The organism is Pseudomonas nicosulfuronedens (assembly GCF_005877905.1).
Lineage (GTDB): Bacteria > Pseudomonadota > Gammaproteobacteria > Pseudomonadales > Pseudomonadaceae > Pseudomonas > Pseudomonas nicosulfuronedens.
In genome coordinates this window covers 255,020-268,474 of sequence record NZ_SWDV01000004.1, presented here as the reverse complement: position 1 = coordinate 268,474, position 13,455 = coordinate 255,020, and the positions used below count along the sequence as shown (strand labels likewise).

At 65.7% G+C, this 13,455-nt stretch carries 11 protein-coding genes and 1 pseudogene; 11 read left to right on the top strand and 1 reads right to left on the bottom strand.

What is annotated here, in order from left to right:
* Positions 1–18 precede the first annotated feature (18 nt).
* From FAS41_RS06615 to FAS41_RS31405, 11 genes and pseudogenes are all read left to right on the top strand, one after another.
* Positions 19–930, top strand: coding sequence for a LysR family transcriptional regulator (locus FAS41_RS06615; RefSeq protein WP_045209919.1), 912 nt, complete (start codon positions 19–21; stop codon positions 928–930).
* A gap of 335 nt (positions 931–1,265) precedes the next feature.
* The gene (locus FAS41_RS06610; RefSeq protein WP_138520805.1) at positions 1,266–2,720 is read left to right on the top strand and encodes a gamma-aminobutyraldehyde dehydrogenase; all 1,455 of its coding nucleotides are present in this window, start codon (positions 1,266–1,268) and stop codon (positions 2,718–2,720) included.
* Between the two features lie 119 nt (positions 2,721–2,839).
* Positions 2,840–3,985, top strand: coding sequence for a putative ABC transporter substrate-binding protein YdcS (gene ydcS / locus FAS41_RS06605; protein WP_138520804.1), 1,146 nt, complete (start codon positions 2,840–2,842; stop codon positions 3,983–3,985).
* A gap of 203 nt (positions 3,986–4,188) precedes the next feature.
* The gene (locus FAS41_RS06600; RefSeq protein ID WP_138520803.1) at positions 4,189–5,217 is read left to right on the top strand and encodes an ABC transporter ATP-binding protein; all 1,029 of its coding nucleotides are present in this window, start codon (positions 4,189–4,191) and stop codon (positions 5,215–5,217) included.
* Position 5,218: 1 nt separating this feature from the next.
* Positions 5,219–6,169 (top strand): ABC transporter permease, encoded by a 951-nt coding sequence (locus tag FAS41_RS06595; protein ID WP_425048981.1) that lies wholly within the window; start codon positions 5,219–5,221, stop codon positions 6,167–6,169.
* Positions 6,159–6,965 carry an ABC transporter permease gene (locus tag FAS41_RS06590; RefSeq protein ID WP_024766933.1) on the top strand — a complete coding sequence of 269 codons (807 nt, stop codon included), beginning with the start codon at positions 6,159–6,161 and terminating at the stop codon, positions 6,963–6,965. Before FAS41_RS06595 ends, FAS41_RS06590 begins: the two co-directional genes overlap by 11 nt.
* Before the next feature lie 268 nt (positions 6,966–7,233).
* A complete protein-coding gene (locus tag FAS41_RS06585) occupies positions 7,234–8,658 on the top strand; it encodes a gamma-aminobutyraldehyde dehydrogenase (RefSeq protein WP_138520802.1) in 1,425 nt (474 codons plus the stop codon).
* A gap of 270 nt (positions 8,659–8,928) precedes the next feature.
* A complete protein-coding gene (locus FAS41_RS06580) occupies positions 8,929–10,791 on the top strand; it encodes an FAD-dependent oxidoreductase (protein WP_138520801.1) in 1,863 nt (620 codons plus the stop codon).
* Between the two features lie 86 nt (positions 10,792–10,877).
* Entirely contained in the window at positions 10,878–11,354 is a 477-nt protein-coding gene (locus FAS41_RS06575) for an ester cyclase (RefSeq protein ID WP_045209913.1), read from the top strand.
* A gap of 289 nt (positions 11,355–11,643) precedes the next feature.
* Positions 11,644–11,937, top strand: a pseudogene (locus FAS41_RS31410) (methyl-accepting chemotaxis protein); the annotation flags it as partial.
* A gap of 132 nt (positions 11,938–12,069) precedes the next feature.
* Positions 12,070–12,801: a cache domain-containing protein gene (locus tag FAS41_RS31405; protein WP_425467700.1), complete on the top strand. Its 732-nt coding sequence runs from the start codon at positions 12,070–12,072 to the stop codon at positions 12,799–12,801.
* A gap of 147 nt (positions 12,802–12,948) precedes the next feature.
* Here FAS41_RS31405 and FAS41_RS06565 read toward each other — a convergent pair whose 3' ends face one another.
* Complete coding sequence (locus FAS41_RS06565; protein ID WP_138520799.1) at positions 12,949–13,278, bottom strand: hypothetical protein; 330 nt, start codon at positions 13,276–13,278, stop codon at positions 12,949–12,951.
* Positions 13,279–13,455: the final 177 nt, after the last annotated feature.

Here is a 13,455-nt window from a genome sequence, read left to right as displayed (position 1 = left end):
CGCCAGCGGCCAATCAGCATGATGACGCTCCGCCAGATCCGCCACTTCATCGCCGTCGCCGAGACCGGCTCGATCTCCGCCGCTGCCCAGGCGGTGTTCATTTCCCAGTCCACCCTGACCCTGGCCATCCAGCAACTGGAAGAAGAGATCGGCGTGCGCCTGTTCGACCGCCACGCCAAGGGCATGACCCTGACCCACCAGGGCCACCAGTTCCTGCGCCAGGCGCACCTGATCCTGGCCACGGTGGAGAACGCCAAGCGCAGCCTGCAGCAGAGCACCGACCAGGTGGCGGGCAGCCTCACCATCGGGGTGACCAGCCTGGTGGCGGGCTATTACCTGGCGGACCTGATCAATCGCTTCCAACGCGCCTTCCCCAACGTGAAGACCCGCGTGGTGGAGGACGAACGCCCGTACATCGAACACCTGCTGGTGAGCGGCGAGATCGATGTCGGCGTGCTGATCCTCTCCAACCTGGAGGACCGCCACGCCCTGCAGACCGAGGTACTGACCCACTCGCCGCACCGCCTCTGGCTACCGGCGCAGCACCCGCTGCTGGAACGCGACAGCATCGGCCTGGCCGATGTAGCGGGCGAGCCGTTGATCCAGCTGAACGCCGACGAGATGGGCCTGCACACCCAGCGCATCTGGTCGCGTGCCGGGCTGGTGCCGCAGGTGACGCTGCGCACCGCCTCGGTGGAAGCGGTACGAAGCCTGGTGGCGGCGGGCCTGGGGCTGTCGATCCAGCCGGACATGACCTATCGCCCCTGGTCGCTGGAAGGCGACATCATCGAAGCACGGCCGCTGGTGGACCTGTCCGAGCCGCTCGACGTGGGCCTGGCGTGGCGGCGCGGTACCGCGCGGCCGGCACTGGTGGACCCGTTCCTTACCGTCGCCCGCGAGCAGCCCAACGCAAAACGCCTGTCGATCTGAAAACCGATTTACCCGTACGTGCCGGACCAACGCAGGGCGGATAACCGCTAGCGGTTATCCGCCGAATGGACCGGGAAGAAATGAACGACGGATAACGCTTGCAGCGTTATGCGCCCTACGAAAGCCGCTACGCAATGGCAAAACGCCTTTTGAACTAGAGGCTTACAGCGTTCGATTTAATCGAACGGCGCTTTCAGTAATTAGAATTTGTCGACCCCACGCCCGGACTCTAGTCTCTCGCCCCATACCAAAGAGCCAAGTTCCGGGCACCGCCCCTACGCCGGAGCACGCACATGGCCCCCGAAAACAAGACAGATAAAAGACGAGTTTCCAAGATGACCGGCGCAACCCTGCATACCGCCTTGCTGATCGACGGCCAATTGGTCGCCGGCGAAGGCATGGCCGAACCGATCATCAACCCGACCACGGGCGAGAACATCGTCAGCATCGCCGACGGCTCCATCGACCAGGTCGAGCAGGCCATCGCCAGCGCGCACCGCGCCTTCCCCGCCTGGGCCCGCACGACCCCCGCACAACGTTCCGCCGCGCTGCTGGCTATCGCCGACGCCATCGACAAGCGCGCGAATGATCTCGCCCAGTTGGAATCGCTGAACTGCGGCAAGCCGTTGCATCTCGCGCGCCAGGACGATATTCCGGCCACCGCCGACGTGTTCCGCTTCTTCGCCGGCGCCGTGCGCTGCCAGCAGGGCCAGCTCGCTGGCGAATACGTGCCCGGCCACACCAGCATGGTCCGCCGCGATCCGGTGGGCGTGGTTGCCTCCATCGCACCGTGGAACTACCCGCTGATGATGGCCGCGTGGAAGATCGCCCCCGCACTCGCCGCCGGCAACACGCTGGTGTTCAAGCCGTCCGAACACACCCCGCTGAGCATCCTGGCGCTGGCGCCGGCGCTGGTCGAGATTCTCCCACCGGGCGTGATCAATATCGTCTGCGGCGGCGGCGAAGGCGTCGGCAGTCATCTGGTCAGCCACCCGAAGGTGCGCATGGTCTCGCTCACCGGCGACATCGTCACCGGGCAGAAGATTCTCCAGGCCGCCTCGCGCACGCTCAAACGCACCCACCTGGAACTGGGCGGCAAGGCACCGGTGATCGTCTGCAACGACGCCGACCTCGAAGCCGTGGTCCAGGGCGTGCGTACCCACGGTTACTACAACGCCGGGCAGGACTGCACCGCCGCCTGCCGCATCTACGCCCAGGCCGGCATCCATGACCGCCTCGTCGCCGAGCTGGGCGACGCCGTGGCCAGCATCCGTTTCGCCCGCAAGCGCGACGCCGACAACGAGATCAGCCCGCTGATCAGCGCCCGCCAGCGCGACCGCGTGGCCAGCTTCGTCGAACGCGCCCTCGGCCAGCCGCACATCGAACGCGTCACCGGCGCCGCCGTGCATTCGGGCCCCGGCTTCTACTACCAGCCGACCCTGCTGGCCGGCTGCAAGCAGCAGGACGAGATCGTCCAGCGCGAAGTGTTCGGCCCGGTGGTCACCGTGACCCGCTTCGACCAGCTGGAGCAGGCGGTGGACTGGGCCAACGACTCCGAATACGGCCTGGCCTCCTCGGTGTGGACGCAGAACCTGGACAAGGCCTTCCAGATCGCCAACCGCCTGCAGTACGGCTGCACCTGGATCAACACCCATTTCATGCTCGCCAGCGAGATGCCCCACGGCGGGCTCAAGCGCTCGGGCTACGGCAAGGACCTGTCCAGCGACTCGCTGCAGGACTACAGCGTGGTGCGCCACATCATGGCGCGCCACGGCCAGCAACTGGATTGAACCATCCGGCGGGGTCGCCCGCCGGCACATAAGAAACGCCCCGGCGGTACGCCGCGCGAGGGCTGTTGCTCGATTGAACTGCCCCACCAATAGAGACAACAACGAGAGGGAGACACCCGATGCGCAAGACCGCACTGCTCAGTGCCATCACCACCGCCCTGCTGGCCAGCGCCGGCGTCCAGGCCGCCGAGGCCCTGAAGGAAGTCGGCCAAGGCGAAGGCCGCCTGGACATCATCGCCTGGCCCGGCTACATCGAGCGCGGCCAGTCCGACAAGAACTACGACTGGGTGACCCAGTTCGAGAAGGACACCGGCTGCCAGGTCAACGTGAAGACCGCCGCCACCTCCGACGAGATGGTCAGCCTGATGGCCAAGGGCGGCTACGACCTGGTCACCGCCTCGGGCGACGCCTCCCTGCGCCTGATCTACGGCAAGCGCGTGCAGCCGATCGACCCGTCGCTGATCCCCAACTGGAAGAACATCGACCCACGCCTGAAGGACGCCGCCTGGTACGTGGTCAACGGCAAGACCTACGGCGCGCCGTACCAGTGGGGCCCGAACCTGCTGATGTACAACACCAAGGTCTTCCCCACCGCGCCGGACAGCTGGAAAGTCGTGTTCGAAGCGCAGAACCTGCCTGACGGCAAGCCGAACAAGGGCCGCGTACAGGCCTACGACGGCCCGATCTACGTCGCCGATGCCGCGCTGTACCTGAAGGCCATCCAGCCCGAGTTGGGCATCACCGACCCGTACCAGCTCGACGAGAAGCAGTACGCCGCCGTGGTCGACCTGCTGCGCAAGCAGCATGACCTGATCCACCGCTACTGGCACGACACCACCGTGCAGATGAGCGACTTCAAGAACGAAGGCGTCGCCGCTTCCAGCGCCTGGCCGTACCAGGCCAACGCCCTGAAGGCCGAAGGTCAGCCCATCGCCACCGTGTTCCCGAAAGAAGGCGTCACCGGCTGGGCCGACACCACCATGCTGCACGCCGAAGCCCAGCACCCGAGCTGCGCCTACAAGTGGCTGAACTGGTCGCTGGAGCCCAAGGTCCAGGGCGACGTGGCGGCCTGGTTCGGTTCCGTACCGGCCGTGCCCGAAGGCTGCAAGGCCAGCACCCTGCTGGGTGCCGAGGGCTGCGCCACCAACGGCTACGACCAGTTCGACAAGATCGCGTTCTGGAAGACCCCGCAGGCTGAAGGCGGCAAGTTCGTCCCGTACAGCCGCTGGACCCAGGACTACATCGGGATCATGGGCGGCCGTTAAGGCCTAGAGTGTTCGCGAGCAAGCTCGCTCCTACGAAGAGCAATCGCCCCCTGTAGGAGCGAGCTTGCTCGCGAACCCGCCCCGTGCACCTCGCCATCCCGGCGAGCCTCACGGCATCCATCCGATTGCATCGATTCACCCGTATCTCAGATTTACGGGCAGGGCCCGGCCGCGCCGGATTCCTGCCCCTTGGAGCGTGCACCATGACCACCCCCGCTGTTCAATTCACCCAGGTCTCCCGCCAGTTCGGCGAGGTGAAAGCCGTTGACCGGGTGTCCATCGACATCAAGGACGGCGAGTTCTTCTCCATGCTCGGCCCGTCGGGTTCGGGCAAGACCACCTGCCTGCGCCTGATCGCCGGCTTCGAGCAACCCAGCGCAGGCTCCATCCGCATCCATGGTGAGGAGGCCGCAGGCCTTCCGCCGTACCAGCGCGACGTCAACACGGTGTTCCAGGACTACGCGCTGTTCCCGCACATGAGCGTGCTGGAGAACGTCGCCTACGGCCTGAAGGTGAAAGGCATCGGCAAGGCCGAACGCCTCAAGCGCGCCGAAGAAGCCCTGGCCATGGTTGCCCTGGGTGGCTACGGCGTGCGCAAGCCGGTGCAGCTCTCCGGTGGTCAGCGCCAGCGCGTCGCCCTGGCCCGCGCTCTGGTGAATCGTCCGCGCGTGCTGTTGCTGGACGAACCCCTCGGCGCCCTCGACCTCAAGCTGCGCGAGCAGATGCAGAGCGAGCTGAAGAAGCTGCAGCGCCAGCTGGGCATCACCTTCATCTTCGTCACCCACGACCAGAGCGAAGCGCTGTCCATGTCCGACCGCGTCGCGGTATTCAACAAGGGCCGCATCGAGCAGGTCGACACCCCGCGCAACCTCTACATGAAGCCGGCCACCCCGTTCGTGGCCGAGTTCGTCGGCACCTCCAACGTGCTGCGCGGCGACATCGCCCAGAGCCTGACCGGCAACGTCCAGCCCTTCTCCATCCGCCCCGAGCACATCCGCTTCGCCAACGGCGAGCGCAGCGCCTCGGACATCGAAATCAGCGGCCTGCTCCACGACATCCAGTACCAGGGCGCGGCGACCCGCTACGAGATCCGTCTCGACAACGGCCAGAACCTCTGCCTCAGCCAGGCCAACAGCCAATGGGCCGACATCGACCTCGCCCATCAGCCGGGCCAGCGCGTGACCGCTCGCTGGGCACGCGAGGCGATGGTGGTGCTGAACGAGGGGGCGTGACATGGAACTGACGATGAATGCAGCGCTGCCCGCGGCCAGCAATGGCCCGCTGCGGCGCCTGTCCAACCTGCTCTACCGCAAGCCGACGCTGTACCTCTCGCTGCTGCTGATTCCGCCGCTGCTGTGGTTCGGCGCGATCTACCTGGGCTCCCTGCTGACACTGCTGTGGCAGGGTTTCTACACCTTCGACGACTTCACCATGACGGTGACGCCGGACCTGACCTGGGCCAACTTCGGCTCGCTGTTCAGTGGCTCCAACTTCGACATCATCCAGCGCACCGTGCTGATGGCGGTCGCGGTCTCCATTGCCAGCGGAGCGGTGGCATTCCCCATCGCCTACTACATGGCGCGCTACACCACCGGCAAGACCAAGGCGTTCTTCTACATCGCCGTGATGATGCCGATGTGGGCCAGCTACATCGTCAAGGCCTACGCCTGGACCCTGCTGCTGGCCAAGGGCGGCGTGGCCATGTGGTTCGTCCAGCACCTGGGCCTGGAGCCCATACTGAACCTGCTGCTGGGCATTCCGGGTATCGGTGGCAACACCCTGTCCACCTCCAGCTTCGGGCGCTTCCTGGTGTTCGTGTACATCTGGCTGCCGTTCATGATCCTGCCGATCCAGGCCTCCCTGGAGCGCCTGCCGCCGTCACTGCTGCAGGCCTCGGCGGACCTCGGCGCGCACCCGCGGCAGACCTTCTTCCAGGTCATCCTGCCGCTGTCGATCCCCGGCATCGCCGCCGGCTCGATCTTTACCTTCAGCCTGACCCTGGGCGACTTCATCGTGCCGCAACTGGTGGGCCCGCCGGGCTACTTCATCGGCAGCATGGTCTACGCCCAGCAGGGCGCGATCGGCAACATGCCGATGGCCGCCGCCTTCACCCTGGTGCCCATCGTGCTGATCGCCGTGTACCTGTCCATCGTCAAACGTCTGGGGGCCTTCGATGCACTCTGAGAAAGCTTCGTGGGGCCTGAAAGCGGCCGCCTGGGGCGGGCTGGTGTTCCTGCACTTCCCGATCCTGATCATCTTCCTGTACGCCTTCAACACCGAGGACGCGGCCTTCAGCTTCCCGCCCAAGGGCTTCACCCTGCACTGGTTCAGCGTCGCCTTTGCGCGCCAGGACGTGCTCGAAGCCATCGAGCTGTCGGTGAAGATCGCCAGCGTCGCCACGCTGATCGCCATGCTTCTGGGCACGCTCGCGGCCGCCGCGCTGTATCGCCGCGACTTCTTCGGCAAGGAGGGCATCTCGCTGATGCTGATCCTGCCGATCGCCCTGCCCGGCATCATCACCGGTATCGCGCTGCTGTCGGCGTTCAAGACCCTCGGCATCGAGCCGGGCTTCCTGACCATCGTCATCGGCCACGCCACCTTCTGCGTGGTGATCGTCTACAACAACGTCATCGCACGCTTCCGCCGCACCTCCCACAGCCTCATCGAAGCCTCGATGGACCTGGGCGCCGACGGCTGGCAGACCTTCCGCTACGTGATCCTGCCCAACCTCGGCTCGGCGCTGCTGGCCGGCGGCATGCTGGCGTTCGCGCTGTCCTTCGACGAGATCATCGTCACCACCTTCACCGCCGGCCATGAACGCACCCTGCCGATCTGGCTGCTCAACCAGTTGGGCCGCCCGCGCGACGTGCCGGTGACCAACGTGGTGGCGATGCTGGTGATGATCGTGACCATGCTGCCGATCCTCGGCGCCTACTACCTGACCAAGGGTGGTGAAGGCGTGGCGGGGAGCGGGAAATAACCTGGGTGCCGTGCGGCCCTCTCCCTAACCCTGGCTGCGCGCCCCGCTCCGAAGGGAGAGGGGACTGGATCGGCGCCGGAGGAAACCACAGTTTCAGCCGGCACGAACTGCTCCCTCTCCCTTCAGGGAGAGGGCGGGGGAAAGGGAAAAGCCCCCACTCCGAACTCACAGAACCCCTCAGGCCCGCCGGCTCCCAGAACCGGCAGGCCCCCAAGAAGAAACACCCCAACCGAATTTGCACCACGCTTCTGAACAAGAGGACCCAACCATGCAAACCAACCTGCTGATCAACGGCCAACTGGTCGCTGGCGAAGGCGAGAAGCTCGCCGTCCTGAACCCGTCCCTGGGCACCACCCTGGTGGAGATCGCCGAGGCCACCCCGGCCCAGGTCGACGCCGCCGTGCTGGCCGCCGATGCGGCCTTCGACAGCTGGTCGCAGACCGCGCCGAAAGACCGCGCGATGCTCCTGCTGCAACTGGCCGACGCCATCGACGCCAACGCCGAGGAACTGGCCCGCCTGGAGTCCAACAACTGCGGCAAGCCCTACTCCGCCGCGCTGAACGACGAACTGCCGGCCGTGGCCGACGTGTTCCGCTTCTTCGCCGGCGCCTGCCGCGTGATGCAAGGCTCCGCCGCTGGCGAATACCTGCCGGGCCACACCTCGATGATCCGCCGCGACCCGGTGGGCGTGGTCGCCTCCATCGCGCCGTGGAACTACCCGCTGATGATGGTCGCGTGGAAACTCGGCCCGGCCCTGGCCGCCGGCAACACCGTGGTGCTCAAGCCGTCCGAGCAGACCCCGCTGACCGCCCTGCGCCTGGCGCAGCTGATGGCCGGCATCTTCCCCGCTGGCGTGGTCAACCTGGTCTTCGGCCGTGGCCCGACCGTTGGCGAGCCGCTGACCACCCATCCGAAAGTGCGCATGGTGTCCCTGACCGGTTCGGTCGCCACCGGCAGCCGCATCATCGCCGGCACCGCCGACACCGTGAAGCGCATGCACATGGAACTGGGCGGCAAGGCCCCGGTACTGATCTTCGACGACGCCGACATCGACGCCGCCGTGGAAGGCATCCGCACCTTCGGCTTCTACAACGCAGGCCAAGACTGCACCGCCGCCTGCCGCATCTACGCGCAGAAGGGCATCTACGCCAAGTTCGTCGAGAAGCTCGGCGCCGCCGTGGCCAGCATCCAGTACGGCGAGCAGGACGACCCGAACACCGAGCTGGGCCCGGTCATCACCGAACAGCACCTGGAGCGCGTGATCGGCTTCGTCGAGCGCGCCCGCCAGGTGCCGCACATCGAAGTCGTTACCGGCGGCAAGCGTGCCGACCGCGCGGGCTTCTTCTTCGAGCCGACCGTACTGGCCGGCGCCCGCCAGGACGACGAAGTGGTCCGCCGCGAAATCTTCGGCCCGGTGGTTTCGGTCACCGAGTTCGAAGACGAAGCACAGGCGCTGGCCTGGGCGAACGACTCCGACTATGGCCTGGCCTCCTCGGTGTGGACCAGCGACATCGGCCGTGCCCATCGCCTGTCCGCGCGCCTGCAGTACGGCTGCACCTGGGTCAACACGCACTTCATGCTGACCACCGAGATGCCCCACGGCGGCATGAAGCTGTCGGGCTACGGCAAGGATATGTCCATGTACGGCCTGGAGGATTACACCGCCATTCGCCACGTGATGATCAAACACTAAAACAACCGGCTGCGCGTCGGCAGTACAGCGTTGGAAAGAGGGGCGGGCCCAGTTATTTACCCTCCTGGGCCCGCCCCTCTTTCCGCCTCGTCCTGCTCTAGCTCGCGCGGTCGTTGGTTCCTCGTTACACCGTAAAGATCAAAAGCTTCAAATCGGCGCCCCGCTCGACCGGGGCCGCCGCGCGGCCACGCATGCCGCAACCCCTTCCGGCATGGAAGGGCAAAACCATGACAGCCCCTGCCCCGGGCCATCACCTTGCAAGGATTTCCCATGACCATCACCCGCCGCGACTTCCTCAACGGCGTTGCCCTCACCATCGGCGCGGGCCTCACCCCGCTGCAACTTCTCCAGGCCGCCCCCTCCGGCCGCTACTACCCGCCCGCCCTGACCGGCATGCGCGGCAGCCATCCCGGCGCGTTCGAGGTCGCGCACCAGATGGGCTGGGAGAAGAAGGTATTCGATACCGATGGCCTGAAGATCGAGGAGCAGTACGACCTGGTGGTGGTCGGCGGCGGCATCAGCGGCTTGTCTGCGGCCTGGTTCTACCGGCAGAAGCACCCCAAGGCGCGCGTACTGATCATCGAGAACCATGACGACTTCGGCGGCCACGCCAAGCGCAACGAATTCCAGGCCGGTGGCCGGATGATCCTCGGCTACGGCGGCAGCGAAGCCTTCCAGTCGCCCAAGCACCTGTACAGCGACACGGTGAACGGCCTGCTCAAGCAGTTGAACGTCGACGTCGATCGCTTCCAGACCGCCTTCGACCGCGACTTCTATCCGGGCCTGGGCCTGTCACGCGGGGTGTTCTTCGACAAGGCCGGCTTCGGCGAAGCGAAGATGGTCAGCGGCGACCCGACGCCGATGGTGGCCGACGACATCGCCCCGGAAAAACTCAACGCCCGTAGCTGGCGTGCCTTCATCGGCGACTTCCCGCTGCCCGAGGCCGACCGCCAGGCGCTGATCGACCTGCACGAAGCCCCCAGGGATTACCTCGCCGGCAAGACCCGCGAGGAGAAGGAAGCGCACCTGGCCAAGACCAGCTACCAGGACTTCCTGCGCAAGGACGTCGGCCTGAGCGAAGCCGCCACCCGCTACTTCCTCAGCCGCACCAACGACTTCTCGGCGCTGAGCATCGACGCCGTGGCTGCCGCTGACGCCTATGGCGTGGGCTTCCCCGGCTTCGCCGCGATGGACCTCTCGCCCATCAGCGAAGAGCTCAAGGCGGAGATGGAAGAGCCGTACATCTACCACTTCCCCGACGGCAACGCCTCGCTGGCGCGCCTGCTGGTGCGCGGCCTGATTCCAGGCGTGGCGCCGGGCAAGGACATGAACGACATCGTCCTGGCCACCTTCGACTATTCGAAACTGGACCAGCCGAAGAACGCCGTGCGCCTGCGTCTGAACAGCACCGCGGTGAGCGTGAAGAACCGCGACGGCGGCGTAGACGTCGGCTACAGCCGTGCCGGCGCCCTGCACCGCGTGCGTGGCAAGCACTGCGTGCTGGCCTGCTACAACATGATCATCCCGTACCTCCTGCGCGACCTCTCCGCCGAGCAGAGCCACGCCCTGGCGCAGAACGTGAAGTTCCCGCTGGTGTACACCAAGGTGGTGATCCGCAACTGGCAGAGCTTCATGAAGCTGGGCGTGCACGAGATCTACGCGCCGAGCCAGCCGTACAGCCGCGTGAAGCTGGACTACCCGGTGGACATCGGCGGCTACAGCCACCCGCGCGACCCGAACCAGCCCATCGGCCTGCACATGGTCTACGTGCCCACCAGCCCGAACGCCGGCATGGACGCGCGCACCCAGGCCCGCGTCGGCCGCGGCAAGCTCTACGCCATGAGTTTCGAGCAGATGGAAACGCAGATCCGCGACCAGCTGCAGGCCATGCTCGGCCCGGCCGGCTTCGACCACCAGAAGGACATCCAGGCGATCACCATCAACCGTTGGTCGCACGGCTATTCGTACTTCTCCAACAGCCTCTTCGATGATGAGGAAGAGAGCGAAAAACTGATGAACCTGGCTCGTACCAGGGTCGGCAACGTCACCATCGCCAACTCCGACGCCGCCTGGGACGCCTACGCCCACGCGGCCATCGACGAAGCCTGGCGCGCGGTGGGCGAACTGTCCTGATGGTCCCGGCGCCACGTCACGCGTGGCGCCACACTCAACGGCCATCCGGCCGACAACCCGCGGGCACGCCCGCAACGGAGGCAAGCATGCGTCACCTCGTCAGAGCGTTCTACCTGCTGTCGCTGTTCACCTTTGCCGGCCTGGTACAGGCCGCAGAGTCGCCCAAACAGATCGTCGATGCCTACATGGCCGCGTGGAATGCCCACGACGCCGAGAAGGCCGCCGGCTACCTGGCCAAGGATGCGGAGTACTTCGACGTCACCGTCGGCACCCCGCAGAAAGGCCGCGACGCCGCGCGCGACAACGTGATCAAGGTGTTCGTGGGGGCCGTGCCGGACCTGAAGTGGAAGATGAACGGCAAGCCGATCGTCGACAAGGACGGCATCGCCTTCCAGTGGACCTTCAGCGGCACCAACACCGGCGCCTGGGACGCCCAGACCCCGGCGACCAACAAGCCGCTGTCGTTCGACGGTGTGAGCTACGTGAAGGTCAAGGACGGCAAGATCGTCTACCAGGGCGACTACTACGACGCCCTGGGCCTTCACAAGCAGCTCGGTTGGTAACGGAAACGTAGGGCGCATAACCCGGAACGGGTTATCCGCCGTCCAGCCATGGCGGCGGATAACGCTACGCGTTATTCGCCCTACGGGCCTTCCGGGAGGCCTTTGTAGGATGGGTGGAGCGCAGCGATACCCATGCGGTTTACGCGAAGCACGGTGGGTATCGCTTCGCTCCACACCATCCTACGACCCGCCTGCGACCACAGCCCCAGCTTTGGAAAGCGGCTGACATAAGAAAAATCCCAGCCCTCGTCTACCCCTGCCCTCCTCCGCCACTGCAGTGTCCCAAACCATGTCAATTACACTCGAACCACGGCCCGCCAAGGCCGAAGACAGCTCCAGCACCCGTTCCACCATCGACCAGGTCAAGCAGCTTATCGCCGGCCTCAATGTGCGCTGGACCGAGATCAGCAAAGTCTCCGAAGTCATCAAGCAGATCGCCAAGAACACCAACCTGGTGGCCCTCAATGCCGCCATCGAGGCTGCCCGCGCCGGGGAAAGCGGACGCGGCTTCGCGGTGGTCGCCGATGAGGTGCGCCGCCTGGCCACCCAGTCGGCCAACGCCACCGCCGATATCGGCAACGTCGTCGCCTCGATCAAGAGCGAAAGCGCCAAGGCCCTGGCCGATGTCGAACAGGCCGAGCACTCCAGCCTGCTGGACACCGCCCGCGTGGTGCTGGCCAGCGAGACCCAGCGCCTGGAGGCACGCTTCGCCGTGATGGCCACCGCGCTTTACGGCCTGAAGCACTTCCTGCTCGGCCTGAAGACACGCAACCTCGGCCCGCAGCGCGAGCAGATCGACGCGGTGATGCACGAGTACCTGACCCGCAATCCCGAGCTGCTGGCCTTCGCCTGCGGCTGCGAGCCCAACGCCTTCGACGGCCGTGACAGCGAATTCGTCAACGCACCGGGTCACGACGCCAGCGGTCGTCTCATGGCCTACTGGCACCGCGGCAGCGGCGTGGCCCAGCGCGAATGCCTGGTCGGCTACGACAAGGCCGATGGCAGCGGCGACTGGTACCAGATCCCCCGCGACAAGGGCCGCGACGTGTTCATGGAGCCCTACGAGTACAGCGTCGGCGGCAGCACCGTGCTGATGACCTCGTTCATGTCGCCCATGACTGCCAACGGCCGCTTCCTCGGTATCCTCGGCGCCGACTACACCCTGCACCAGTTGCAGGAAAGCCTCGGCAAGCTGACACCCATGGGCAATGGCCAGTACACGCTGCTGTCCAACGCCAGCGTCTACGTCACCCACCCGGACGCCAAACGCCTGGGCGACAAGGCCGGCGAACTGCCACAGGAAGCACGCAACGCCATCGCCCAGGGCCGAAGTTGGGAACAGGTGAAAGGCCGCCGTGTGCAACTGTTGCAGCCCATCCGCGTGGGCGACAGCGATGCGCCCTGGGCCCTGATGATGAGCTTCGAGCTGGCGCAGGCCGGCGAATAATCATCATCCTGCCAGCTGATCGTGCTGGCGAAAGCTCCCAATTAGGATGGCGTGGAGTGCAGCGATACCCATCGATATCTGCGCACCCGCAGTAGCATGGGTATCGCTACGCTCCACCCATCCTACGCAATGCCTCAGGCCGGGGAGTCATGCTCTATCGGGCAATTCGGTGATATGGATTTCCGTCACCAGCGCCGGCTTCACCAGCGGCGTACGCGACAGCAACGGGCAGAAGCGCGCCAGCGCACCGATCAGTTCCCACTGGGTATCCAGGGATTTCGCCAGCACATCCACATCCGCCAGCACCCGCTGGCCCACGCGCTGCAGGTGCGGGTCGGGGCTATGGCCGAGTTCCACCGACAACTGGGTGATCAGCGTGCTGAGGTTAGACATGTTGCGGGTGGCGAGGGCAAGGATATTCGCCAGCAGGGCGATTTCCGATTGCGGGATGACAGCAGGCGTTGCAGAAGCGTCCATGCGTGCTCCAGTGATGCTCTGGTGGGTAGTGCGCAGTCCTTGCGCGAGCACACCGAGAGTAGCATCACAACGCCACTGTGCGACAGATATCACATTTCATTTCTTTTCCTGACTTCACAGTCACGCTCGCCCGGTAAGCCTGTTCACCGCAAAGCGCGACCTGATCCTCAAAAAACC

What these genes read in the sequence shown, in the direction of transcription:
- FAS41_RS06600 (WP_138520803.1), top strand. Translation starts at nt 4,189, where the DNA reads ATGACCACCCCCGCTGTTCAATTCACCCAGGTCTCCCGCCAGTTCGGC.
- FAS41_RS06565 (WP_138520799.1), bottom strand. Translation starts at nt 13,278, where the DNA reads ATGGACGCTTCTGCAACGCCTGCTGTCATCCCGCAATCGGAAATCGCC.
- FAS41_RS06580 (WP_138520801.1), top strand. Translation starts at nt 8,929, where the DNA reads ATGACCATCACCCGCCGCGACTTCCTCAACGGCGTTGCCCTCACCATC.
- FAS41_RS06590 (WP_024766933.1), top strand. Translation starts at nt 6,159, where the DNA reads ATGCACTCTGAGAAAGCTTCGTGGGGCCTGAAAGCGGCCGCCTGGGGC.
- FAS41_RS06585 (WP_138520802.1), top strand. Translation starts at nt 7,234, where the DNA reads ATGCAAACCAACCTGCTGATCAACGGCCAACTGGTCGCTGGCGAAGGC.
- FAS41_RS06595 (WP_425048981.1), top strand. Translation starts at nt 5,219, where the DNA reads ATGGAACTGACGATGAATGCAGCGCTGCCCGCGGCCAGCAATGGCCCG.
- FAS41_RS06610 (WP_138520805.1), top strand. Translation starts at nt 1,266, where the DNA reads ATGACCGGCGCAACCCTGCATACCGCCTTGCTGATCGACGGCCAATTG.
- FAS41_RS06575 (WP_045209913.1), top strand. Translation starts at nt 10,878, where the DNA reads ATGCGTCACCTCGTCAGAGCGTTCTACCTGCTGTCGCTGTTCACCTTT.
- ydcS (WP_138520804.1), top strand. Translation starts at nt 2,840, where the DNA reads ATGCGCAAGACCGCACTGCTCAGTGCCATCACCACCGCCCTGCTGGCC.
- FAS41_RS31405 (WP_425467700.1), top strand. Translation starts at nt 12,070, where the DNA reads ATGGCCACCGCGCTTTACGGCCTGAAGCACTTCCTGCTCGGCCTGAAG.
- FAS41_RS06615 (WP_045209919.1), top strand. Translation starts at nt 19, where the DNA reads ATGATGACGCTCCGCCAGATCCGCCACTTCATCGCCGTCGCCGAGACC.